The organism is Fodinibius halophilus (assembly GCF_011059105.1).
Taxonomy (GTDB): domain Bacteria; phylum Bacteroidota; class Rhodothermia; order Balneolales; family Balneolaceae; genus Fodinibius; species Fodinibius halophilus.
In genome coordinates this window covers 203,540-228,648 of sequence record NZ_JAALLS010000003.1, presented here as the reverse complement: position 1 = coordinate 228,648, position 25,109 = coordinate 203,540, and the positions used below count along the sequence as shown (strand labels likewise).

General features: G+C 42.7%; 23 protein-coding genes and 1 tRNA gene. 12 read left to right on the top strand and 12 right to left on the bottom strand.

All coding sequences use genetic code 11. The features are described 5' to 3' along the window. The coding region (locus tag G3569_RS04260) for a transposase (protein WP_205720025.1) at positions 1–1,083 on the top strand (1,083 nt) is incomplete at its 5' end. A gap of 221 nt (positions 1,084–1,304) precedes the next feature. Here the strand turns inward: G3569_RS04260 and G3569_RS04255 are convergent. Together G3569_RS04255 and G3569_RS04250 are read right to left on the bottom strand one after the other, a co-directional pair. After that, a complete protein-coding gene (locus tag G3569_RS04255) occupies positions 1,305–2,558 on the bottom strand; it encodes a sensor histidine kinase (protein ID WP_165266416.1) in 1,254 nt (417 codons plus the stop codon). Between the two features lie 366 nt (positions 2,559–2,924). Continuing rightward, positions 2,925–4,034 (bottom strand): fatty acid desaturase family protein, encoded by a 1,110-nt coding sequence (locus tag G3569_RS04250; RefSeq protein ID WP_165266414.1) that lies wholly within the window; start codon positions 4,032–4,034, stop codon positions 2,925–2,927. A gap of 499 nt (positions 4,035–4,533) precedes the next feature. On the opposite strand from G3569_RS04250, the gene G3569_RS04245 reads away from it, so the two are divergent. Then, a complete protein-coding gene (locus G3569_RS04245) occupies positions 4,534–4,884 on the top strand; it encodes a cupin domain-containing protein (RefSeq protein ID WP_165266412.1) in 351 nt (116 codons plus the stop codon). A 219-nt stretch (positions 4,885–5,103) separates the two neighbouring features. On the opposite strand, the gene G3569_RS04240 is transcribed toward G3569_RS04245, so the two are convergent. The 5 genes from G3569_RS04240 to G3569_RS04220 form a co-directional block, all read right to left on the bottom strand. Then, entirely contained in the window at positions 5,104–5,313 is a 210-nt protein-coding gene (locus G3569_RS04240; RefSeq protein ID WP_165266410.1) for a hypothetical protein, read from the bottom strand. A gap of 90 nt (positions 5,314–5,403) precedes the next feature. Then, complete coding sequence (locus tag G3569_RS04235) at positions 5,404–5,865, bottom strand: DUF4411 family protein (RefSeq protein ID WP_165266408.1); 462 nt, start codon at positions 5,863–5,865, stop codon at positions 5,404–5,406. Continuing rightward, positions 5,862–7,025, bottom strand: a complete 1,164-nt coding sequence (locus tag G3569_RS04230; RefSeq protein WP_165266406.1) for an XRE family transcriptional regulator — start codon at positions 7,023–7,025, stop codon at positions 5,862–5,864. Before G3569_RS04230 ends, G3569_RS04235 begins: the two co-directional genes overlap by 4 nt. A 239-nt stretch (positions 7,026–7,264) precedes the next feature. Further along, positions 7,265–7,338: transfer RNA gene (locus tag G3569_RS04225), tRNA-Arg, on the bottom strand. Between the two features lie 174 nt (positions 7,339–7,512). Next, the gene (locus G3569_RS04220) at positions 7,513–8,517 is read right to left on the bottom strand and encodes a hypothetical protein (RefSeq protein ID WP_165266404.1); all 1,005 of its coding nucleotides are present in this window, start codon (positions 8,515–8,517) and stop codon (positions 7,513–7,515) included. A 454-nt stretch (positions 8,518–8,971) separates the two neighbouring features. Here G3569_RS04220 and G3569_RS04215 point away from each other — a divergent pair, with 454 nt between their 5' ends. The 3 genes from G3569_RS04215 to G3569_RS04205 all read left to right on the top strand — a co-directional run bounded on the left by G3569_RS04215 (position 8,972) and on the right by G3569_RS04205 (position 12,249). Further along, positions 8,972–10,087, top strand: a complete 1,116-nt coding sequence (locus G3569_RS04215) for a PQQ-dependent sugar dehydrogenase (protein WP_165266402.1) — start codon at positions 8,972–8,974, stop codon at positions 10,085–10,087. A gap of 26 nt (positions 10,088–10,113) precedes the next feature. Continuing rightward, a complete protein-coding gene (locus tag G3569_RS04210; protein ID WP_165266400.1) occupies positions 10,114–10,962 on the top strand; it encodes a dienelactone hydrolase family protein in 849 nt (282 codons plus the stop codon). 228 nt (positions 10,963–11,190) lie between these two features. Then, entirely contained in the window at positions 11,191–12,249 is a 1,059-nt protein-coding gene (locus G3569_RS04205; RefSeq protein ID WP_165266398.1) for a 6-bladed beta-propeller, read from the top strand. Positions 12,250–12,583: 334 nt separating this feature from the next. Here the strand turns inward: G3569_RS04205 and G3569_RS18325 are convergent, their stop codons facing one another. Further along, positions 12,584–12,763 carry a hypothetical protein gene (locus tag G3569_RS18325; protein WP_205720024.1) on the bottom strand — a complete coding sequence of 60 codons (180 nt, stop codon included), beginning with the start codon at positions 12,761–12,763 and terminating at the stop codon, positions 12,584–12,586. A 1,082-nt stretch (positions 12,764–13,845) separates the two neighbouring features. Continuing rightward, positions 13,846–14,445, bottom strand: a complete 600-nt coding sequence (locus G3569_RS04200; RefSeq protein WP_165266396.1) for a nitroreductase family protein — start codon at positions 14,443–14,445, stop codon at positions 13,846–13,848. Positions 14,446–14,658: 213 nt separating this feature from the next. On the opposite strand from G3569_RS04200, the gene G3569_RS04195 reads away from it, so the two are divergent. Beyond that, positions 14,659–15,030: a hypothetical protein gene (locus G3569_RS04195; RefSeq protein WP_165266394.1), complete on the top strand. Its 372-nt coding sequence runs from the start codon at positions 14,659–14,661 to the stop codon at positions 15,028–15,030. 62 nt (positions 15,031–15,092) lie between these two features. Here G3569_RS04195 and queA read toward each other — a convergent pair whose 3' ends face one another. After that, the gene (queA, locus tag G3569_RS04190) at positions 15,093–16,094 is read right to left on the bottom strand and encodes a tRNA preQ1(34) S-adenosylmethionine ribosyltransferase-isomerase QueA (RefSeq protein ID WP_165266392.1); all 1,002 of its coding nucleotides are present in this window, start codon (positions 16,092–16,094) and stop codon (positions 15,093–15,095) included. Between the two features lie 80 nt (positions 16,095–16,174). Then, positions 16,175–17,284 carry a DNA polymerase IV gene (gene dinB, locus G3569_RS04185; protein ID WP_165266391.1) on the bottom strand — a complete coding sequence of 370 codons (1,110 nt, stop codon included), beginning with the start codon at positions 17,282–17,284 and terminating at the stop codon, positions 16,175–16,177. A gap of 141 nt (positions 17,285–17,425) precedes the next feature. Here dinB and G3569_RS04180 point away from each other — a divergent pair, with 141 nt between their 5' ends. From G3569_RS04180 to G3569_RS04160, 5 genes are all read left to right on the top strand, one after another. After that, positions 17,426–17,686, top strand: coding sequence for a hypothetical protein (locus tag G3569_RS04180; protein WP_165266389.1), 261 nt, complete (start codon positions 17,426–17,428; stop codon positions 17,684–17,686). Between the two features lie 250 nt (positions 17,687–17,936). Next, positions 17,937–18,704: a hypothetical protein gene (locus G3569_RS04175; protein WP_165266387.1), complete on the top strand. Its 768-nt coding sequence runs from the start codon at positions 17,937–17,939 to the stop codon at positions 18,702–18,704. Between the two features lie 59 nt (positions 18,705–18,763). Then, a complete protein-coding gene (locus G3569_RS04170; RefSeq protein WP_165266385.1) occupies positions 18,764–19,279 on the top strand; it encodes a 2'-5' RNA ligase family protein in 516 nt (171 codons plus the stop codon). A 119-nt stretch (positions 19,280–19,398) separates the two neighbouring features. Further along, the gene (locus tag G3569_RS04165; protein ID WP_165266383.1) at positions 19,399–20,802 is read left to right on the top strand and encodes a Glu/Leu/Phe/Val family dehydrogenase; all 1,404 of its coding nucleotides are present in this window, start codon (positions 19,399–19,401) and stop codon (positions 20,800–20,802) included. Positions 20,803–21,055: 253 nt separating this feature from the next. Further along, positions 21,056–22,546: a sodium/proline symporter gene (locus G3569_RS04160; protein WP_165266381.1), complete on the top strand. Its 1,491-nt coding sequence runs from the start codon at positions 21,056–21,058 to the stop codon at positions 22,544–22,546. A gap of 6 nt (positions 22,547–22,552) precedes the next feature. Here the strand turns inward: G3569_RS04160 and G3569_RS04155 are convergent, their stop codons facing one another. Then, a complete protein-coding gene (locus tag G3569_RS04155; RefSeq protein WP_165266379.1) occupies positions 22,553–24,136 on the bottom strand; it encodes a hypothetical protein in 1,584 nt (527 codons plus the stop codon). Between the two features lie 258 nt (positions 24,137–24,394). On the opposite strand from G3569_RS04155, the gene G3569_RS04150 reads away from it, so the two are divergent. Further along, entirely contained in the window at positions 24,395–24,991 is a 597-nt protein-coding gene (locus G3569_RS04150) for a penicillin-binding protein activator LpoB (RefSeq protein ID WP_165266377.1), read from the top strand. Positions 24,992–25,109: the final 118 nt, after the last annotated feature.

Genomic DNA, 25,109 nt, shown 5'->3' with positions numbered 1-25,109 from the left:
GGCCAGCGCGTAGCGATCGATGGGACGAAGCTTAAAGCATATACGGGCTGGGATACCCCGGATGAGGAATCCCTGGATAAACGACTAGATCGCCGGCGGGAGCAATTACGGGAGTGGATGGACAAACTGGATCGTAATGACGCCCTTGAGGATGCCCGGCAGCTGTTAGAGGGGCAGTCCGAGGCAATGGGAGAACCGGAAATCATGGAAAAGATCGCCGGGTTACATGAGCAGATCGAAACCCTGGAAGCCGCCAAAGCGCGCCTGAAGGCAAGCAAGGCCAAGCGCCTGTCACTGTCCGATCCCGGGGCTCGCTTGATGCGTGCCCCCCGTAGCGGAAAGCAGCCATCCTATAACCTGCAAGCGGCCGTAGACAACAAATACAAGATGATTGTCGCCGCCCGGATGACCAACGATCCGACGGATTTCGAGCAGCTTATTCCCATGCACAAGGCCATCCGGGGCCAATTGGGCCACGTCCCGGATGAGTTGTTGGCTGACACCGGTTACGCCGACTTAGGCGACGTAAAACTGATTCAAACCGAAACCTCCACGCGTTGCTACATCCCCGAAAATGATGCGCCCGTAACGAACCGCTCGGTCCAGTTTACCTACCACCCCGAGGAGGATCGCTACCGCTGCTCGGCCGGCCGCTGGCTGGAGGCTAAAAGCAAAGGGCGCTATCGCAAAAGCAAAGACGCCTACGTGGATACCTACCGCGGGACGAGTTGCCGGGAATGTCCGATGCAATCGGAGTGCACCAGCGCGGCCGATGGGGTGCGCAATCTGACCGTGTTCCATGGGGCCCGGTGGCGGGCTGGCTATGCCCGGCAAATAGGCAGTCGGTACGGGCAGGCGCGCATTAAAGAGCGAAAGAGCATTGTCGAGCATGTCTTTGGCACCTTAAAACACTGGATGGGGAAGATTCCGCTGAAGTTGCGAGGCCTCAGGAAGGTACAAACCGAAATTAACCTGTATGCTGCCGCCTATAATATGAAACGATATGCAAGCCTGGGGCCCATCGGAGAAGGTATCGAAGAGGTTGCCAGTTGGAATCCGAGGAGAACAGCAACAACCGCCTAAAGCGAACGCAGATAACGATAGATTTTGCTCATTGATGAAATCCCTGTTGAAACGATATTTTCTCACAGCCTCTCCAAAGGGGGTTAGGGGGATTTGCCAGAATGTTGCTATAACCTCCCCAATTTTCCGGGCTGACGCCGGACTTAATCTGTAACCACGACTCGTACAGCGTTCAGTTGATACAGTCGGGAGCTATTGTGCAGCAGTAATCCATTTTAACCCTATTGTGTCATCCCATTTTTCACCGGTGTAATAATGGTTTTGGGAAAAGTTGATATCGTTTTATCAGTTTCATCAACCGGTACGGGCAACGAAATTGAAAACTGTGTCCCTTTTTCCCGGTCGACCGTTACCGAGGTGGTTCCACCTGCTTGGGTGGTCATCTGTTTGACATATTTAAGACCTACACCAAAGCTCCGCTCGCCATTGGTTCCGGCCGATCTTGGAACAGGTCTATCATTGTTAAAAGCATCGACCTGCTCAGTCGTCATATTGCACCCACTATCGGTAACAGTGATGTTAAGGTTACTGTTGTTCATATCGGTTTCTTGGGTTATTGTAACAGCAACAGTTCCGTTCTCCGGAGTAAACTTAATAGCATTCGATACAAGGTTACTGGTAGCACGCATCAATTTAATAGAAAAAGAATGGGATATCTTAAGGCTGGTATCCACCTTGTTAGTAAAGGTAAAGGTGAGTCCCTTTACTTTCGCCGGTGGGATATATAGACGCTGTAACTGTTTAATAATGTTGGTGAAGCAATTTTTCTCTCTCTCTTCTTGCCCGTTGCTGTTGGTGTTTAGGTTTTCCAGGACATCATCAATTATTTCGAGGATCGTTTCAGCCGATTCTTTGATCAATGTGAGCTCTTGAATAGGTTCCTTAAAGGATTCCTTTTCTTGATTTAAAAGGTCGGCAAGGCCTACAATTCCGGTTATAGGAGTGCGCACATCGTGATTGAGTTTATGGAAGCTGTCATCCCAAGAATCTAATTTATTAATAGCGTTGTTGTACCTGTATTCAGATTCAATGGTATTCATAACCAAAAGGGCAAGCTGTCTGAGTTGTTCCTTCTGTTCGTCTGTTGCCCGTTTTTCATCGGGATCCAGCACACAGATTGAACCGATATCCGCACCGTCAGAAGTGGTTAGCTTGGTTCCGCAGTAATATTCGAAATGTGGAGGGTCCTTCACATATGAATGATCCTTATAACGGCTATTATTACTTAGGTTTTCTACCTCGTATATCCCGTTTTGCCTGATTGTATCGAAGCAGAGGTTGTCTTTATAAGCAGTTTCATCTACCGTGCACGCTACGGCATGTTGATAATAAGAGTCAATGATATTGATTTTGCAAGCAGCTGAATCCATTGCGTGTTTAGCCAATGCAATACAGGGATGCAGGCTCAGATATTGTTTACCTACTTCGATAACGAGAGAACTCGGGTGCGGAAGTTGATTCAGCTCTTTATTCATCTTGTTAAGAAGTTTATACAGCAATTATAATGGACAGCAGTCCAATTAACACATTAGTTCATATCGTATCTCAGAAATGAGAGCGTAAATGAACCGCTCTTCGTTTTAAAAGTTGAACTTTTTAATAATCAGATATTCAATTAAAAAACAGGATACGTAGGGTTAGGCTTCCAACTTTAGTTGGTCTTTTGGCTCTTCATTTTTCGTACCCTTGCTGCTGAACCCTTTGGATGATGAGTATTTCTTCTTTTACTATCTCTGTTATTATGATCCATTTTAGCTCTATTTGTTCAGCTGACTCAACTTAAAGATACCATTTAGACCATTGTTTTTATTACATAAATCCGGTAAAAAGTTACAGATATCTCATATCTGTGTTTCAGAATAGGTGAATTCCGGGTCTCCGAATTTTTTGAGGGTGCGATAATGAGAAGCTACGGCCTCAAAGAAAGTATCGTGTTGATTATAGGGGATGCCATACTCTTTGGCCGTTTTCTCAACAATAGGGCTAATGGCCGGATAGTGAACACTGCATACCCTGGGGAAAAGGTGATGTTCAATCTGGAAATTTAGTCCGCCCAGGAACCAGCATAACGCCTTATTGTCGCGGGCAAAATTATTGGTGGTTACCATTTCGTGAATCATCCAGTGTTCATCAATCATATTTTCTTCGTCGGGCACGGGGTGGTCAGTTCCCTCAACCACGTGGGCCAGCTGAAAAACAATGCCCAGTATCAGTCCTGCTGTCAGGTGAAGCGTTGCGAATCCAATTAGCAGCTGTACCCAGGTAATATCGAGCAGAAGCATCGGCAGCACCAGCATATACGTATAATAGATGCTCTTGCTTACAAATAGGATGATCCATTCTTTTGTGGGATGACTTTTGTTTTCGTACGGGCCGATGTTTGTTTTAAGGAAATTCTTGTAATCTTTGACGAACACCCAGAAAAACATCGCCAGGCTGTAGGCAAAAAAAGCCAGAATATGTTGTATGCGATGGATCGGCTTATGTTCTGAATGTGGGGAGAGCCGGATAAATTCGGCAACTTCCAGGTCTTCGTCGTGCCCGTGAATATTGGTATAGGTGTGGTGAATAATGTTATGGGTTATTTTCCAGATATAACCGTTTGCCCCCAGTAGGTCAAAGGTAAAGCCCAGGGCACGATTGATATGCTTATTGGAGGAGTAAGCGCCATGCAGGGCATCGTGCGATATCGAGAAGCCGACACCGGCCATCCCAATACCCATCAAAAAGGTTAAAAACCACATTGTCATAAGGGAAAACTGTCCCGATATAATCAATGCATAACTGCCCAGGTAAAAGGTGAGCAGTACCACAGTTTTAACCACCATCTGCAGGTTGGCATGTTTTGAGAGATCGTGCTCTTCAAAATATTGGTCAACCCGTTTCTTTACAGTTTTGCTAAATCCACGGCTGGTACTATTATTAAAGGTTACTTTATCGACTGCAGACATATCAATGTTGGTTTTATTGCAAGCTTCTTATTAAAGATGACAAAACTTTGCCAAGAGTGTTTTGTAGATGTTTTAGGTTTTGTTACACATTTTTCAGACTTAGGGCTATCGGATCTATAAAGATTCATCCCGGCTGAAACTATTTATAGAGTGGTTTCGCAATACCCTTGTTGCAAGTTAGCATGATCCCGCCCGTTGTCGGCAGACTATCGCTGTAGATGTACATACCATTATGATTGTAGATGAGCAGTGTAAGCAACGTCTGTTGTAAGCCCCTTTCCTGTGATTTTTTAGCATGGTTAGTGCTTAAATAGGTCACACCCTGAAACCCGTAATTTATGCAACGTTTTCTTGCTAAGTGTGTAACGTTCTTTCCCCAAAGTTTACTGATATTCGTTATACAAGATTAACAGATGAGAAGAGCACATTGTAAAGAATAAGTATGCAACAACAAAAAAATCTTTAATTCTTGGCAATCAGTTAAAACCCCTCTAAGAAAATGGAATATTCAGAGCTCGAAAAATCAAAAGCAATGATTGTCGTCGAAATTATCGAATATGTCCCCGATTCGGTGGTGATTAAAACGATTATAAAGAAATCGACCGGGAATATTAATGCAGTTTCTTTTGATACCGGAGAGAAGCTGGCAGAAAAGTCCTCCCCCTTCGATACTTTTATACAGATTATAGACGGAAAAGCGGAAGTCATTATTGATGGAGACTCCAAACTTCTTGAAACCGGCCAGTCTATTATTATACCGGCCCATGCACGCAATTCATTCAAAGCGAACAACCGGTTTAAAATGATATCTACGGTAATTAAAAGTGGCTATAAGGAGATGGGCTTATGAATTACGGTAAGATTATTGATAAGCTTCAACGCAATGGTTTTGGAAAAGTAATGGCCGGCAGCTAAGCATTGCCTTTGCCCACGGACTCGGAAAGGATAGTACAACGTTAGCTCTCAAAATAAGGATGTAAGTATAAAGAGAGAAGGCAGTGTTGTACGACCTGCCTGGGATAGCGTAATGGGGAGACAGGATTGCGAGAGCCTGTCTCCCCTTTTTTATTTAAGAAGTATGGCAATCTCTAGAGCAGAAATAACATCCATTTACGGGAGAGTATCCATTGTTTCCAGCTTCCTCAACAGCATTTTCACAATTATTATAATAGCCTAAATAATCACGATGAGTTGGTTTAGGTAAAAAATCACATTCATCCGTATGAATTTCATGATCCCCATCATCATCCGTATATATGTGAACATAATAATGATCCATAACTGATATAGTTTAAAAATTAATATTCAGTTATTGGTAAGACTGTTGAGTAGTACAATCCTTACAAAAGAGATAGTCCAATAAAATAAATTACTGAAAGACTATGTTTTCTCGCTTAATAATATCGATAAATCTGATCCATGGAATTTCTTCCTCAAGGCATACATCAGGTATCTTAGGGCCATTTAAATCTCCGGATCTTCTTTCATTAGTAACTACGATACAATTATGAGCTTTTGCAACGGCAACAACGAAAGGGTCTGCTTCATTTTTGCCAGTAATTATACCAAAATTGTTGTAGGTATTGACAAGATATGAGACTTCTGAATTAATAGTATCAGAGGTAGGAATAACTAAATCAGTTTCTCGAGTTTTAGCCCAATCATAAAGTTCATCTCCTCCCCTTTGAAGTTCAGCAAGGATAAGTTCAGACATGCCAAGAGTATTATTGGCTCCCAGTTCCCCTAGTTTTTCCCAAACAGGAGGAAAGTTTTCAATGGGGTAATCTCTCCAAGCCTGTATTAACACGTCTGAGTCAAGTGAATAGGTCAAATGTATTTACCCTCCTCTGGCCAATCAAATGTTTTAGCTGCCAACTCATTTAAGTTTGGTACTTTCCAGGAGGTAATTTCAGTTAATTCAGGTAATGAAATGTTATCATTGAAATAAGCGTCAAACGCTGTTCTGACCAGTAGTTTGCCTTTGCGTGCTATTTGATTGTAATACGCATTTCCACCTGAACTACCTGATCTACTGGTATCACTAAAGCTAACTTCAGGTTTAATTCGATTAAATTCCTGAGTAGAAATTAGTGACAAATTTTTGAGTCTAATCAGTATTACATAACTAGATACTTTAAACTTACTTCTTAATCTATTTACCTCTCTGAGTTCATTATTTTGACTATTAAATAGTTCTTGTATGATTTCCGAGGGAACTAATATCTCAGCTGTTAATTTGTTGGAGAGCCTTTCCATCTCCTGATTGCCGGAACTGAAATAATTTTGAAGATCATCATTTACAAGTACTGAATCTTTTAATAGTATATGGCATAGTTCATGTATTAGTGTGAAAATCCTACCATTGTAAGAGTCTTGAGAATTTATACCAATTATCGGAATCTCAGATTCTGCTAATGCAAAGCCTCGGGCCTCATCGATATCGACCCGTGGATATTGAATAACATAAATATCCTTATTCTCGAGAATATTTTTCCATTCTGTAAGTGCATTGGATGATCCTCGCCAACTATTTTGTTTCTCAAAAGTTACTCCAAGCCAATTTCTTACCTCTTTTGCTACTCTTTCAATGCGATTCGAGATATTTGTGTATGAGGGAATACTTTCTGGCTCTTCATTTTGGAGTTGATATAATTCAAGTAAGGTTTTTCTATTCCTTTTTGCCTCTCTAATAGCTTGAATCAGTTTTGGAGAAGCATTTTCTAAAGGAATGTTATTTATAGTCCTGAATTCTGAAAGTGCTGGTTCCTCCTCTGGGGGGTTATTCAAATAGAAAAAAGCGGGAGACCTGTCTAATTTTGAGGCAATTTTTATTAGTTGTTTTGCGGTAGGTTTGATTTCCCCTTCTTCCCATTTTAGCCATCTCTCCTCATTTACCTGCAACTTTTTAGCTATCTCAGGTATAACATACCCAGAACGTTCCCTAGCGAATGATAATACTTCTGGATTTATATTTACCCTCGACGATGGCATATCCTATTATTATAAATTATATCTGTAATAGAAAATTTATTTTAATCTTCCATTAAGTAAAACCGATTTACAATTAGTCGGCGTTCACTATACACTATTTTAGATATATATAAACAATTTATTTAGCCTTTAATCTTATACTTCGTTACCCTGAGAAGAATTATAATCACTATATGAAAGGTATCTAATAAAATATAATTAGCCCATGACTCTTTACGAGTCATGGGCTAATAAGAGTGTACGCCCGAAAGGATTCGAACCCTTAGCCTTCTGATCCGAAGTCAGACGCTCTATCCAGTTGAGCTACGGGCGCATGTCAGTTGCATTTCAAAAGGAGCCATTTACTGTACCAAGGACAGTGCAGATCTATTTTTGTATACACTGCAGGCCCCATTTGAAAGGACTCTAAATATCTAGCTTCACAGGCTAAATAACAACCCGTTTTTTTAGGCTTCTTTCAGTATCCACATGAGGTTGTCGGATGTTTTTAGACCGTCTCAGCCGGTTCGGCGCCCTGTTCTTCCAGGTTATCCACTTCATCCACCCCTTCCAGTTTGAGGTAGTCGGTGAGTTCTTCGCGCATATCTTCGCGAATACGGTCGGGATGGGTAATCTTGGTATAAAAGACGGTAAAATAGGTTACTTTGACCCCGGTCACCGTTCGTTCGAAGAGGTTATTGAAGAGCTTTCCGAGCCAGAGCGCAAGAATAATGGGCAGCCAGCTGAAGGTAACCGGCTGTCCGTCTACGTCGATGGTCGAGGTGGGCAGAAAGTCGGTGCCAAAGTAGCCGGCGGCAGCAGAAAGGATGAAAAGTACAACATAGGTGGGGATGGTAACCTGACGGACCACCTTGCCCAGGAAGTCAATGCCAAAGACACCCACCAGCGATTCGGGAATGCGGTCTTTAAGTTTCTTCATCTCTTTAAAAGCCGGGGTGAGCTCCATCTTGTCCACGGCCACCGACGGTATCAGGTAGTGGTTGGCCAGGTCCCAGACTTCTTCTAGTCCCGACACAAAGAGACGCATCAACATTTTGACAATGCCGCCGCCTGCGAATTTACCTCTGTTCACAAAGGCCATCGCAATATCGATCCATGCAATTTTGCGCCTTTGTGATTTTAGTTCCTTATCTGCGGTAACGGCGCCCTTATACGATGGATCGTTGCCGATGAGTGTTTCATAGACGATCCAGCTCATCCGCATCTCCTGCTTGTTGTTGTAGAAGTGTTTGTATAGGAAGAGAAAGAACCCTAAGCAAAAGGATAAGATCCCATATCCATATTGTTCAAATTGCCAGCAAAGCAGTCCGCCAAAGAAAAAGCTGACCATAAAGGTGTGATAGATCGCCATCCGTATCCACGGCTTAATGATGTCAGCGTCTTTGCCTACAATTGATAGTGTGCTCTTTACGAGCTCCAGTACCGATTTAATGCGTTCCCGGTAAGGTAGTGAGTCAAACGATTGTGATGCTTTCTTGAAGTCCAAGTCCATGCTGATCCCCTTTTATTACTATTAATTTTACTAGCCTATGCGTAATGTACTTACCAAAAAGCCCAAATTGGTCGTTCGGAAAAGCTTTAGGCTTTGGTTTTAGGTCGCTCTCTATGAAAAATTTTATAAATAAATACACATTAATTTACTGTCTTGTGACAAAATATCAAGTGACATTAACTGCAGGCAATATATAGTTCCGGTCAACAATAAAAAGTCTCTTTTGAGGATGTGGTTGATTACTGCGGTAAGAGGGTTTGCTAAGTTCAATGAACTCGTCAACAGGTGGGGCAGCTGGAGGGAGGTTGCCACTGTTTATACCTTGTTCATACTGACTTGTGAGCCAATGCTAAAGATTATAAGTTCCTTTTCAGGTAGCGTTTCTTATAATAGAGATATGTTGTATTTAACAGTTGCGTATTATTTGGTCAACCATAATTAGGAATTCATTGTTATGTCACGATTAGTAATCCTCTTCTTGTCCTTCTTTGCCTTTGTATCATTTTCTTGTACGGCACAAAGTTCAGATCCGCCGACCTATACCGTTCAAACAGTGACTACAGAGATATCGGTGCCTTGGGGTATGGCGTGGCTGCCCGATGGAGATATGCTGATTACCGAGCGCGATGGAGCAATTTGGCGCTATAGTGACGGACAGCTGCTTAACGAACCACTTGATGGAGTGCCCGAGGTGTGGGCCCGCAGCCAGGGCGGCCTGCTCGATATTGCAGTTCATCCCAACTACAGCCAAAATGGTTGGGTCTATATTACCTATTCCAGTCCTAAAGGGGGCGGGGGCGCTAATACGGCCCTGATGCGTGCGAAGCTAAATGAGGATCGAACAAAACTTATTGATAAGGAACTGCTATACAAGGCAGAGCCCAATACGCAGCGCGGACAACATTTTGGGAGCCGTATCGAATTTGATGGTGAGGGCTATGTCTACTTTGGGATCGGGGATCGTGGTAACCGCGATGTAAATCCCCAGGATATAACGCGAGATGCCGGTAAAATATATCGCCTGTATGATGATGGGGGTATTCCCGAAGATAATCCATTTGTTGATATGGAAGAGGCTAAGAAAGCAATTTTTGCCTATGGCATTCGAAATCCGCAGGGCATGGATATGCACCCGCAAACAGGAGAGCTCTGGGAGCATGAACACGGTCCGCGCGGGGGCGATGAGGTTAATATTATTCGGGCGGGTAATAATTATGGCTGGCCGATTATCAGTTATGGAATCAATTACAGCGGTACAGAGTTTGCAGAAGATACAGCGCGGGCCGGTATGGAGCAGCCCGAGTGGTATTGGGATCCGTCTATCGCCCCGTCAGGGATGACCTTTGTTACCAGTGAGAAGTACCCCGATTGGCAGGGCGATCTTTTGGTGGGTTCGCTTAAGTTCGGTTATATCGTGCGCTGTATTGTGGAAAATAATACTATTACAAGAGAGGAGATCTTGTTTCGGGATATCGGACGTACCCGAAATATTAAACAGGGGCCGGATGGCTATATCTATATAGCAACGGAGGGTGATAATGGTATTGTTCGATTGGTACCTAAAGAATAATACAATGTTAACTAAATCCGGAAATCATGAAAAATATAGGATTGATCGTAATTGCGATGAGTTTGGCAGTTGTTATGGCGGCCTGTGGCTCATCAGAGGAAGAGGGTAGTTATGTAGATAGAATGTTAATAGAACATGAGGAGGATAAACCTGTAGAGAATGCATCTACAGAGTTAAAGCAAGCCTCTGGTGTACAGGGAGAAGAGGTGGTCTATGCTACCGTCAATGGCAAAGAAATAACGGGATATCTTGCCCGGCCCGAGGGTGCGAATGCCGATGCACCCGGACTTATTGTGATTCACGAGTGGTGGGGACTTAATGATAATATTCGCATGATGACCCAAAAGCTGGCGGGTGAAGGCTATACTGCTCTTGCAGTGGATCTGTATAAAGGGAAAGTAACGGAAAAACCTGACAGTGCCGGTACCTATGCTCGATCGGTAAATGAAAATGAGGCTATTGATAATTTGACCCAGGCATATAATTACCTGAAAGATCAGCATGAGGCTACGGCAATCGGAACCATAGGCTGGTGTTTTGGGGGCGGATGGTCGTTGCGTACGGCATTGACACACCCTAAAAAGATAGATGCTACGGTTATTTATTATGGTCGTTTGGTGACGGATACAGCGCAGCTTTCAAAACTCCAGATGCCCATTCTCGGAATTTTTGGCAGCGAAGATCAGGGGATCCCACCTAAAAAAGTAAAGGAGTTTGAGTCGGCCCTAAACGAAGTAGGAGTAGATAATTCCATTCATATTTATGAGGGAGCCCGACATGCTTTTGCCAGTCCCTCGGGGGGACGTTACCAAAAGAAGGCTGCTGAGGATGCCTGGAAAAAGACAATAACATTTCTTGCAAAACATTTGAAGTAAAGTAAGTATCTCACTGGTTGAGCCGGCATTATTTGTGGCCGGCTTTACTTTTGATTCTCCCTTTAAAGGAATTCAATTATTGATTGACAGTAGAGGTAATATGTGATATCCCGTCCTTTTTGGGCATGATATTCCTACTCCAATAATTGTTTTAATACTCTTGTTATATAAGGAAAAGTTATTATTTTATCGAAACGTCGATATCAAATTAAAGCATTAGTTTGCGCTATGCCTACTATCATTTCAAGAGTTACATACATTACTTTTATCGCTGCCTCTATAATTGTTTTGGGGTGTTCGCAAGAAAAAGAGTCGCATCAAAATGAAGTTTCGGAAAAGAAGATTGCTTTTGAGGAGCTAGAGCCTTTTTTAACGTTTGAAGAGGACAGTTTGGCCCAGCCTATAGATATTGACATACTAGATGATAATAAGATTGCAGTGTTAGATAATAAGCTGGCCTCAGTCTTTTTTTATGATAAACAGGGAGAACCCATTACAAAAGTGGGCCAAAAGGGAAAGGGGCCCGGTGAGTTTGGGCGACCTTTGGGATTGCAGGTGGCAAACAACAAGGTGTATGTACTGGATTTTGCGACTGTTACTATTAGTATAATCAGTAAAGAGGGAGAGTTCCTCGAAAGGTATCCATACAAAGGAGAGATGATGAGCTTTGCCCAACTTGCAGTAGAGGGAAAGGATAAATATTTAGTTCCTGCAAATGGAACCGAAGGGGCATTAATCCGTTATCAGCACTCGGCGGACAGTAGTTTGTACTTTGGAGATGCGCCGGGAGAAAAGGGTGAGACCTTTAACTTGCAAGAGATTAAAAAGACGATCAAAAACCGCGAGGTGCCGGATGTGTTTAAGAATACGGCACTTACAGCGTATGATGATGAAAGCTTTTATGCCTTTTTACAATCGTATGGAAAGGTACAGCGGTACAGCCGAGAAGGGGCACTATTGTGGGAAACTACTATCGATCTGCCCGTTAAAGAAGATATTTTTGATTACTATATCGAACGTAATAAAAATCAGCCTAATAATGCTGTTTATCCTTTGGCCTATGCGACAGATATGAAGGTGACCCCTCAAGGGATATTTATCTTGATGAATGTTCCCAACGGAAAAGAACAGGTTCTGCTTAAAATGGATGAGAAGGGACAGTTACAGACCATTTATCGCGTTGGCAGCGGCGATGGAGGGTTTAATGCTTTCTCCCTGATGCCTTCATCAGCTAAGCTTTTCTTGATGGACGCAAGTATGGGTAGTGTCTATGAAGTGACAATTTAACTCTGTGTTCTGTGTGCTAAAGTTTCTTAGGACTTGGCTGTGGAAATCGCATCCCGAAAGCCTTCGAGACCAGTCTCTCATTTTTAGAATCCACAAAAAGCAACGTCATCCCGAGCCCGGCGAGGGATCTCCCGGGATAGGTCCGGGTAGAATCTAAAGAGCAATAAAGAGTCCTTTTTTGGCACTATAGTTGAAAAGGTTGTCAGTGTAAACTGAAGGAGGTGCAGCTATGCGCCTCGAAGTTTTAACGTAGTGGCAGAGGATGGTTACTTCCTATTTTTACATATAAGCGTCCCGCTCGTGCTATGTTGATACCGCCAGGCCTTGCTCAACGTCATACGGTCAGGGATGACCGTGCTACAGTCGGCATCGTTTCTTTTGTGATATATGCTACGGCATCACCTAATGAAAAACATAAAAAGAGAATCTCCTTAAGAGGTTCGCGAAGTAGCACTAATACTCGAACTACTAATTGTGTATTGGGGGAGCGAGCAATAAATAAGCCATAAGTCATTTCTTACCACCGATAGGTGGTGAGAAATATCATCTGTTTACAGGAGAAGCGGATGTATTACCGAGCAATCCAGGCTTATCTTGTTTCGGTACCTTATTCACCGAAGTAATTGGTGTAGCAGAGCTACCTCGGTGTTGGGATGAACTTGCTATTGAGTGTATGTTCATTTTTTCAGTGACGATCCGCCGGTAGGCGGACCAGCAGAACTGGAAAGAACCAAAAAATTGACCGGCTGAGAATTCTGAAATTGGTTCTGAGCATTCAATTGGAGTGTTTATTACGGGTATTCATCTCCCTTTGAAGGGAGCGCCGCGAAGCGGGAGGGATGTTTACGGCTTATTTTGTTACTTCAAGTTGAATATGGAATAGAGTTACTATGTTTTGGGGGGGTTATCGGTTTCTGAGAAAGTAAGATGTTATCACCCTTTGTAAGCCTTACTCAATGGGTATAGGGTCAGGGATGACCGTGATACAGTTGGTATTGCTTTTTTTATATATGCCAGAAATCATATGTTGAGAAAAATATAAAAAGCAATTTCCGTGAATAGGTTCGCGAAATAGCACTAATACTCGAACCACTAATTTCGTATTGGAGAGCGAGCAATAAATATGCCATAAGTCATTTCGAACTGCCGAGAGGTGGTAAGAAATCTCATCTGCCTGCCTGAAACTCTCTCAACCCTAATGCAGAGATTAGTTTCAAAAGATTATTAAAAGCAACGTCATCCCGAGCCCGGCGAGGGATCTCCCGGGATAGGTCCGCGTAGGATCTAATGGGCTATAAAGAGTCCTCCTTTTGGAACTATAGTTGAAAGGGTTGTCAGTGTAAACCGAAGGAGGTGCAGCTATGCATCTCGAAGTTTTAACGTAGTGGCAGAGGATAATCAGCAATAACTCTATAATTCTTCTGTTCCTTTTTTACCCCCAAAATACCCTACTGTGCTAAAGCTTCGCAGACCAATAAAATATTGGCAGAATTTACCTTAGGTGCGTAGCAACTAAAGAGGTAACCTATAATAAAAAAGGAGTTGCCCGGAGATTAATCCGTCGGGCAGCTCCTTAATATGTAGGTCAGGTTTGCATTAACTTGTATAAAGAGTAACCGTTTCCGCAAGTGGTTTTCGTTTGTTGGGGGCTTGCTCCTGTTCTTGGAGATCATCATCAAGTTGCTCCGGTTCTCCACTGTAGCCTATGGCAAACATCGTCATGGGTTCAACATCTTCCGGGATATCATAAAGTTCACGCGCTTTGTCCGGATGAATTCCGGCCATCTGGTGCACGTAGAGATCATGGCGGGTTGCCTCAAAGGTGAGATGTGCAATGGCTTGTCCGAGGTCGTGCCCGGCATGGGGATTGGGGTTGCCATTCATGGCAAAGGTGTTTTGGGTGAGCCCCAACACCAGTACCGGGGCTTTCGATGCCCAGTTGCGGTTAAAGTCATTCATCACCTGCGATAGCTTTTCAAAAGCTTCTTCATCCTCTTTGCGAGCGGCAATGAAGTGCCAGGGTTGCTCATTATAGGAAGATGGGGCCCAGCGTGCCGCCTCAAAAAGTTGTTTGAGCAGTTCGGGTTTTACTGAGTCATTGGAAAATGCACGCGGACTCCACCGCTGTTGCAGTAAATTGTGAATGGGGTAATTCGTATCGTTTGTAATCTTTAATTTTTCTTGGGGTGCTGGCATAAAAGTAAAGTTGGTCTGGTGTTTTATTTAATTCAATGTTAAACTATTCAATATTTATTAAAAATCCAATATCGTTGACTATTATTGTTATGGAACAAATATTCGGGGTCACACATTTAAACACTGTTTTAATTGATTAATGGCTATATAAACGATATCCTTCGATGCGTTGTTCAATACGTGAAGTAATACTAAAACAAATAAAGATTTGATATGAAGTTAGTTGATCCTAATGGCAATGAAGTGACAAGCAAAGAAAATACTGATGCCAAGGAGCTCGAAAAGCAGATGTCTAAGAAGATTGAAAAACTGCTTGAGCCGGTTATGAATAAAGTGAAGCTTTCCGGCGCGCAGATTCCACAAGAGCAGTTAATGCAGCTAAGTTCTGCGGCTCAACAGATGCTGTTCAACCGCATGATCTATAACCTGTTGAAAAAGATTGGTATTGAAGATATTGATGAAGTGCTTGATGAAGATGATATAGAAGAGTTGTCAACATCGCTCAAGAATCAGATTAAGATGGTAGACGGTAGCCAGATGCAACAGCAAATGAAGCAACAGCAGAAAGATAACCCTGATAAGTAAAGTTATTTGGTAGCTGGTTATTGGGTGTATAGGGGGATAGTCCCCTTCCCAATAACTAGGTTCTAAAGAATCAGCATGGCATCGCCAAAGGAGTAGAATCGGTATTCTTTATCTATGGCATGCTGATATATTTTCTGCATCTCTTCGTACCCGGTAAACGCAGCAACCAACATCAGTAGCGTGCTTTTGGGCAGGTGAAAGTTGGTGATGAGTGCATCGGTGGCCTGGAATTCAAATCCGGGACGAATAAAAATATCTGTATCCATTTCTATGGCACAGAACTGCTCATTTTCTCTGAGGCACGATTCCAATACACGTACACTGGTTGTTCCTACGGCAGTGATATGATTGGCTTTGTTTAGCTGGTGTGCGGTGTCTTTAGTGATTTCAAACCATTCCGAATGCATGGTATGCTCTTCAATGGTCTCCGTTTTTACGGGGGCAAAAGTACCTAGGCCCACATGCAGGGTTACCTCTGCCTCTGTTATCCCCTTCTTTTCTATTTTTTCCAGTAGTTCATCGGTGAAATGAAGTCCCGCTGTTGGGGCTGCTTTACTGCCAAGATCTTGTGCATAAACAGTCTGATATTCTTCTGAAAGGGACTCATTTTGTTCAATATAGGGCGGAAAGGGTGTATGTTTGTGCTTATTGTAAACGGAATCGCCAAGAGCAGGACTGAGCTTTAATGTTCGTAATCCCTCATCATCAATATCCATAACTTCCGCTGATATATCCTTCGTAAGTTCAACAGAACGTCCCTTCTTGAATTTTTTTCCGGGACGAACCATGGCGCGTACCGTAGTATCATTAATGGCATCAAGCACAAAAATTTCTTTTTTCCCGTTATCGAAAAGTAGCCGACATTTTTCAACTTTGCTGTTATTGAGCACGAGAGTAGTATCATCGGGAAGGTATTGCGGCAGATTATAGAAACGATCATCAGTAATGCTATCTGTACTCCGGTCGTAAACCAGCAGCTTTGCATGGTCGCGAGGCTGTGCCGGTTCCTGGGCGATCATTTCATCGGGCAGTTCAAAGTCGAAATCTGAAAGTTGGTAACTCATGTAGAAAAAAGATGTCGGTTGTAAAAAGCGGTGGAAGTTAAGCACACAGATCTACAGAGGAAACTATTGATTAAAAAAAATTAGCCTGTTTTTGTACGCGAAGTTTCGTGAAATGGAATCTCCAGCTGCCTAAAACGCCCCTTTTCACTGAGGTTTAGGTTGGATAGGGTAATGCCCAGTAGCCGTACTTTTCGGTCACCAACTTCTGTTTCCTCAAGTAGTGAGATAGCAGTATTCGCTATATCGTCGGTTGTATTGATATAATGACTGTAAGAGTTGCTTCGGGTGATTGTTTCGAAATCATCATACCGTACCTTCAGGGTCACTGTTTTTCCGGCCGTTCGCTTCTCTTTCATGCGTTTGGATATTTTTGAAGATAGTTCGCGCAGAAAGTTCTTTATCCATCCCATATCTTCAATATCTTCCGAAAAAGTGCGCTCTTTACCAATAGACTTTCGAATACGGTCGGTTTTAACCTCTCTGGAGTCTATACCACGAACAATGCGATAATAGTAGCGCCCGGTTTTACCGAAGGTGTTGACCAGCTCGATTTCGGACCATTCTTTCAGGTCGCTTCCGTTGTAGATGCCCAACGATTTCATTTTTGATTCAGTAGCATCCCCTATTCCATGGAATTCTCCTATTTCTAACTTTTCTAAAAAGTCTTCGGCATCTTGCGGTAAGATCACGGCAAGGCCGTCCGGTTTTTCAAGATCTGATGCTATTTTTGCCAAAAACTTATTGGGGGCTACGCCTGCCGAGGCTGTGAGTCTGGTTTTTTCTTTGATCTGTTTGCGGATCCTTTTTGCTATAAGAGTAGCTGAAGGAAGGTTAATGTGATTCTCAGTGACATCAAGGTAAGCTTCATCCAGTGAGAGCGGTTCTACAAGGTCGGTATACTCAAAGAAAATCTCTCTAATTTTCTGTGATACTTTTCGATATACTTCGAATCTCGGCTTTACAAATATCGCCTGTGGGCACAGTCGTACGGCCTTGGCGGCCGGCATGGCAGAATGAACACCAAACTTACGAACCTCATAACTCGCTGCCGCAACAACCCCACGCCCTTCTGGTGAGCCCCCCACAATAACAGGTTTGCCACGATATTCAGGGAAATCACGCTGTTCAACAGATGCATAGAACGCATCCATATCGATATGTATGATTTTCCGGATATCCGCTTGTTCCATCAGTACTTTTTGTGAGTTAACTTCATATTAAAATACAGAAGATTTCCTTTTTATGAGAGAAGGAGAATTTCAATTCCAAAATCAGCTAAAAAAAGTTATTTTTGGGTCAATCAATTTTAAAATCCAAACAATATTTGACGAATGGAAGTTTTAGACGGTACTACAATTTTTTGGCTTATTGCGCTGGGTATGGTCGTAGGAGCTTTAGCGAAGCTTGCTATGTGGGACACTACCATTGATATGGTGCCTAATCTCGCAGCAGGTGTGGCAGGTTCGTTAGTAATGGGGGGTGTTACGGTATCGCTGCAACTACCGGGTGGCTTCTTATTTGCGATGCTGGGCAGTTTGTCAATTCTATTTATTCTTAATGTTTTTCACCAGCAGAGCGAAGAGGTCCATTAAGGCGAAAGGTTAATTTCTTTTGTGGATAAAAGACCTACTCTGCAACCTGTTAAGGGGTTTTAAATCTATTAAGATTTTTTATTGGGGATCAATATGAAAAGTTGGTTCCTTTTAATTACATTTCACTAGGGATTGTGATGAGATGTATGGGGTTCCGGTTTCTGCCGGGATCCCATTCTTATTTTGTAACTATACTGTTGTTTCATCGTGAAAAAGAACAGACATTCTTTTTTTGAAGCAACAACGTATTATGGCAGCAACAGATCCAAAGAAAAAATTATCCTCCCGGGAACTAAGCAATCTCAATAAAAAGCTTGATCAGCAGCTCGCAGATCTTAACGAAGGTGAAGAGAGTAGTTCGGCCGAGTCATCGGTATCCTCCTCTTCGAACATTTTTGCGAAAGCGCTCTTCTACATTGTGCTTTTAATATCCGGTTTAATTGCCCCTTTCTTTTTATTGGTGCGGACCTCTGTCTATATCTACAGTGAATATGATTTACACGGATGGCTGGCGTTGGGGGCCGGGGTATTGGCAACCATACTATTACTGTTGTGTTATGCTCTTTTTGTAAGAATTCGTTTTAGTAAAAGTTGGTTTTTAAACAGATATGTCCGTAGTGGTATTGCGGTACTGGTTGCTGCTTATACTCTTTATGGAGCATTTTACTTCTCAGAACTAAATGCCAAATCGGAAGAGATAAGCAGTTATTACCGGTCATTGCATCCCATTATGCGAGTGGCTCTTTCAACGGCGACATTGGCCGACAGCGATATCATAGTAACGGATATCCGGCGAAGTCCAGAAGACTATGAAAAGATGGGGTTGGCACAAAAGCAGCACTCCCTGCATTTTGTACAAGAGGATGGTTATGTGCATGCGGTAGACCTTCGTACAAAAGGGCGGGCAGAATGGAAAAATTGGTTGTTGGCTATAACTTTTGAAGGAGTGGGACTAGAAACAATCCGCCATGTGGGAACGGCTGACCATCTACATTTGTATCTGTCATTGAATGATTAATAAAACTCTCTTAGCTTCTCCATAGAGAGCAGTATATTCATTTTAATGAAATGGAGCGTATGATGACAGATTCAGCAAAATACTCATTATGGTTTGAGCCCACAGGAGATACCGCTTATAAGTTACAAGAACGCATAAAGAAGCTGAGTAAAAAACATGATACGCCTGTCTTTTCTCCCCATGTGACATTGCTTGGCAGTATTAAGTTGTCAGAGACAGAGTCGATAACTTTAACGAATACGTTAGCATCTTCGGTGCATCCCTTTGAATTAGAGCTTACAAGAGCCGGTTATCAAAATAAATTTTATCAATCGTTATTTGTGCATGTAAAGAAAACAGAACAGCTGGTTGATGCACGAAAAAAAGCACAGCGCCTGTTTAACATGAACAGTGAGGATTATATGCCTCATCTGAGTTTGTTATATGGTGATCTCACAAAAGAGGAAAAAGAGCGTCTATTAAACCTGGTGGGAAGAACATTTTACATACAGTTTTCCGTTAAAAGTATTGTGCTGATGCAAACCGATGGACTGCCAAAAGATTGGAAGCGTATTCATTCATCTGTTTTGAAGTAGTTGATTTGTACTAAATCTATTTGATACTCTGCAAGAATATTACGATTGTCTTTCATTCTAAATTCATTAAATAAGCGACAGTGAATAGCATATTCATTGTCCAACGAGGAACTTCACATATGTCTGATTATAAGTTTTTTGCCCAAGTCAACCGAGCCTTCGATATCGCAGCACAGTATTCAGATTATAAACAGGGCCTGTTGGACCAAATAAAAATCTGCAATAATATATATCACATTACTTTTCCTTTAGAACGTGATGACGGTTCTATTGAAGTAATTCATGGTTGGCGGGTTGAGCACAGCCACCATAAACTGCCGACCAAGGGCGGAATCCGGTTTAGTATGACTGTAAATGAAGATGAAACAATGGCCCTTGCTGCGCTGATGACCTATAAGTGTGCGGTTGTAGATGTTCCTTTCGGGGGTGCCAAGGGTGGAATAAAGATTGACAAGTCGCGTTTTTCTGATGAAGAAATTGAGCGCATCACCCGCCGATACACATACGAGCTTATTAAAAAGGATTTTCTTGGCCCCGGCACTGATGTTCCTGCGCCCGATTATGGAACAGGGGCTCGTGAGATGGGGTGGGTGCTGGATACCTATCGCCAACTCAAATCAGATATTAATGCTGAGGCTTGTGTGACGGGTAAGCCGATACCACAGGGAGGCGTTCGGGGTCGTACAGAAGCAACGGGTCGTGGGGTCTATTTCGGTGTTCGCGAGGCCTGCCGAAACGAGGAGGATATGAAAGAGCTTGGTCTTGAGACCGGTCTCGAAGATAAAACGTTTGTTGTCCAGGGGCTTGGCAATGTAGGGTACTATGCTGCCAAGTATATGATTGAAGGCGGTGCTAAGATGGTAGGCGTAGCAGAGATCGAAGGTTCCATTTATGACGAGAACGGGATAGACCTGGAAGAGTTGATGGCATTTCGTGAAGATACCGGTTCTATTATTGGGTTTGCGAATACAACAGAGCTGGAGAATAACACTTCGGTACTTAAGGCTAAGTGTGATATTCTTATACCAGCAGCACTGGAAAATCAACTTAATGAAGAGAATGCCTCAAAGATACAGGCTAAGATTATTGCCGAAGCTGCCAACGGTCCCACAACGGCTGAGGCCCACCAAACGCTAAAAGAGAAAGGAGCACTTATTATCCCCGATAACTATTTAAACGCAGGAGGTGTTACAGTCTCATACTTTGAATGGCTTAAAAACTTATCCCACGTTCGGTTTGGTCGTATGGAGAAACGTTTTGAGGAGAGTAGTTTTCGCAAGATTTTAAATGAGATTGAAAATATCTCAGACCGGACTTTTACTGAAGCTGAAATGGGGCAACTTGCTCGAGGGGCTGATGAATATGACCTGGTAGATTCCGGACTTGAGGAAACAATGATCAATGCGTATATAGAACTGAACGAGCTAAGAAAAGAGCATGATATCGATCTGCGTACAGCGGCCTTTTTGAGCGCTATCAATAAGGTAGGCATTATGTATGAGCAGATGGGTATTTTCCCATAGCGAAAAAAAGCCCCGATGGGTGTCGGGGCCTCACTTTAGGATATTTAGCTACAGGAATGTAAGTGTAGCTGTTGAGCCAGGTATCGCAGGAATAATCGTCTTTTGTGAGCCCTTTGATACCTGACCAGAAAAAGAATACGCTTCTAATTAAGTAAATGTTACATGTTTGGATTTTACTTGATGATGTTTGGTGTTCCTGTTACAATCCTCGCCCTGGTGATTGTGCTTTCCTATCGAATAAAGTTCAGGGATAATGGATGAGACCCAGGTTATCTCCATTGCTGCTAATGAGTATGCCATCGGAGCTTTTATCGGATATCTGGTACTGCTTCTTGGTATCGGGATATACTCCTCACGCTTTTCTTCTGAGGGTATTAGCGAATTCTTTATCGGTGGACGAAAAATAAATCGCTTTGTTATTGCCCTTTCTGCGGTGGTATCGGGGCGCAGTGCATGGCTGCTGGTGGGCGTTACAGGGATGGCTTATTCGCAGGGGGCTTCCGCAGTTTGGGCCGTAATTGGGTATGTAACTGTTGAGTTATTTCTTTTCTTGTACTATGCGCGGAGGTTACGCAACTATTCAGAAACGTATAATTGTATTACAGTCCCTGACTTTTTTGCTGAGCGATTTAATGATAAAAATGGAACGCTGCGTATCGCTTTGGTTGCCGTATTCTTGATTTTTATGGTCAGTTATGTATCGGCACAGTTCGTGGCCGGCGGCAAGGCTTTTGCTTCTAGTTTTGGCATTACGCAGACTTCGGGGATTTATATCTCGGCAGCAATAATAATGCTTTATACCGTATTGGGCGGCTTTCTTGCTGTAAGTTTAACGGATATGTTTCAGGCTATTTTTATGATCTTTGCTTTGGTGGTTCTGCCGTTTATTGCGGTATGGGAAGCCGGGGGATTGCCGAGGGTGTTATCAGAGCTTACAACAATTGAGAAGGGCCTGGCCGACCCTTTTGCCATTACTATAGGCGGTTTGTTTGGCTTTCTTGGGATAGGCTTGGGGTCGCCCGGAAATCCGCATATACTGTCGCGCTATATGGCTATTGACGACGCAAAACAGCTGCGGTGGTCGGCTATCGTGGGTACTGGTTGGAATGTGGTAATGGGATGGGGGGCATTGTTTATCGGTTTGGCGGGGCGTGTTTACTTTCCGGAAGTTGAGGTATTACCTGCAGCTGATACCGAAAATTTATATCCGGCATTAGCACAAGAACACCTCTCACCGGTAATTTTCGGGGTTGTCATAGCTTCTATTTTTGCCGCTATTATGTCTACAGCAGATTCTCAGTTGCTGGTGGCTGCTTCTGCGATTGTACGGGATATCTATGATCGCATTATCAAAAAGGGCAAGGAGATCCCACAAAAAAAGTTAGTTCTGTATAGTCGTATTATTGTTGTTCTGTTGGTAGGGGTTGCCCTTGGGTTTAGCCTGCTGGCTAAAGAACTGGTTTTCTGGCTTGTACTGTTTGCCTGGGCAGGATTGGGTGCAGCAATAGGACCTACTTCTATTTTAGCCCTTTATTGGAAAGGTACGACCAGAGCCGGGGTGCTCGCAGGCCTGTTTACCGGAACGTTGGTTACAGTAGTATGGTATTATATTCCTGTCTTAAAAAATAATCTTTATGAGTTGATACCTGCATTTTTCCTGAGCTTGCTGGCGACCTGGGCGGTAAGTCGGATTACCGAAAAGCCAAACAATATTGACGAGGCATTTATCGAATTTGAGAAATAATATCTGTTAGAAATTAAATATCTCTGCCGGTGGAGTATTACGATATTTAGACATAATCATCCCAGCATCAGCATTGATATAGGTGGGATCGGTGACGTAGTACTCCTTTCCTTCATAGCTAATTGGAGCATCCACTTTAGGGCCTTTGGGCTGAGTAGTGGGGAAGTGCACGGCTGGAGTCAGATGCCCCGGATACCGAATAACGATATAATCCAGATCGGTCAGATGTTCTATTAAATAAGAAAATAGGATGGTTCGGTCATCACAGTCACTGGCGGGATAATAAAGCGTTTCTGCGGGAAACATTTTTTTCTCAGTATTGAATTGCTGCTGATCGGTTTGGTATTTAAAGGCTTTTTGAACGAAGCTGAGTAGCAGGTTCGCTTTTTCAACAGCGTTTTTGTCTTCCAGTAATGGCCGAAGGGCATTGAGTAGGTTTTTATGAGTTGGGCCATCCATACGACTCTTAAAATAGAGGTCGAGTTTAGCCTTGGGGTAGTTTTTGAAGTAATTAACTACTTGTTTATCAACAGGGAGCTCAAAAGTATAGCTGGTATCTTGGTAGGTAAAACTGAAAGATCGTTGTTCTTGTTGCTCTGGTAATAACGGGCGTTTAGTAAAGAACAGGCTTAGTTCTTTTTCTTTGGACTTTGGATAACTGCCTTCATAGGTATATAGGTTAGATGGTAGATTAGATTGTGAGCCGTTAAGGTTAAGTCCATAATATTTGGAGCCGTCAATCGGAAAATAGGTCGTTTTAAAAACCTCAGGAGTTACCTTTATAAGCAGGTATACCTGTTGTTTGTTGTAGGCGATGCGCGTGCCAAAGCCCGATTGTGTGAGCATAAACCAGCTAAAGAGGGTCGACTCGGGCGTGTTATTACCATAAATCTGATTCCCGATGTTATGAAGAAGCTGGGCATACCCATAGTCATTAAGGGATATACCGGATCGGATCTCTTGCATTTGCTTCAAAAAAGAAGGGTAATCTTTTGTGCTCAAGTGTTTCCAGAAGTCGGAGATCGCTTTTTTGCCTATAGGTCCGTCTATGCGTTTTTTATAAGCTGCATAGTAACTGTACTGAATTGGGATATCAAAAAAGGTGAGTTTGCTTTTTTGTACTTTGGCTTTTTTGACGTTTGGCTCAAAGGAGGGGGTAATGCCCGACTTTGAGACAGCACTGTTTGTAATATTTTGTTCCTTCTGTTTCGAAGATGGTTTCTGCGGATATTCTTCCTCGGGAGCAGGTTTTTCGCTGGTTCTTGAGTTTGCAGGCTCGATTTTTTCCAGGTCAATTGTTGCCTTAGAAGGCTTTGGACTTTCTTCTTCAACGGTGGGAATAATATCGGGTTTGGGCGTTTCGTAGAAATCGGGGCTGTGCTCGGCAGAAAACTCTTTCCATTCCTGCTGTAGCATTTTGTGGAATTGTTTGTCGTATTTGTTTTGAAACTCTTTAAATTCTTCCAGATAGTTTTGTTTCCACTCCTCAAAGGTTTCTTGTGCCCTTGCATTATTCGTCAGTATTGATGAGAAGAGCAGGATGAAGAATAGAAGTCCTAAAAAACTATTATTGCTTGTCAATCTTCTCATGAAAGTAACCCCTGTATTATTTGGTGATTATTTTACTCCCTGGATGCTGCACCTATCATTAAATACGAGATAAGATGTATTCAGTTAACCACTGAAAAGTTCTATAAAGTGGAGATATTATTCAAATGAAAGTTTTAAAGCATAGGGTGATCTGTTTTGATCGTTGTAAATGATTTGTATTATTATTTGAAAAAAAGGTAGTTCTTGTGTTATTTTCTGAACGGGGTGAACATAAAATCTTAAATTCAAGAGTGTTTTATGAAAAATATAAAAATAGTAGCAATTCTGGCTTTTACTTTATTTGCCGTTAGTTGTAGTACTTCTAACAAGGTAACGAGGGTTGAAACCGATACCCAAACAGACCTTTCCGGGAAATGGAACGACACCGATGCCCGTCGGGTTGCAGATAAAATGACTAGCAATATCCTTTCTGCAGGTTGGCTGCAAAATGCAGGTGAGCAGCCGGTTCTTATCGTTGGAAATATCAGCAATAATACCATGGAGCATATCCAAACCGGTCTTTTTATCAAAGAAATTGAAAAGGTTATTGTTAACAGCCCCAAGGTTGGAATGGTTGCTGATGCTGAACAGCGAAAACAGATTCGGAATGAGCGTATGGATCAGCAAAAGCATGCTTCTTTTGAGTCAGCGGCTTCTTTAGCCAAAGAATTGGGGGCTGACTATATGCTGGTAGGTAGTATCGATGCAAATGTTGATAAGAGCATGGATGGGACCAAAGCAGCTAAGTTTTATAGAGTTACATTAGAGCTTATTGATGTAGAGAAGAATCAAAAAGTTTGGATCGAAGACAAAGAGATTAAGAAGTTGGTCCAGAGAGATAAAGTTAACTGGTAATATAGCAGTGGTTTAGGTTGGTACTCTGGGGGTACAGCCGTTAAACGCAGTATGGCATTTTTTCGTAATGTCTTCATGTAGTATGCTGCGGATTTTTTGGGGTTTGGCATTTAATGAA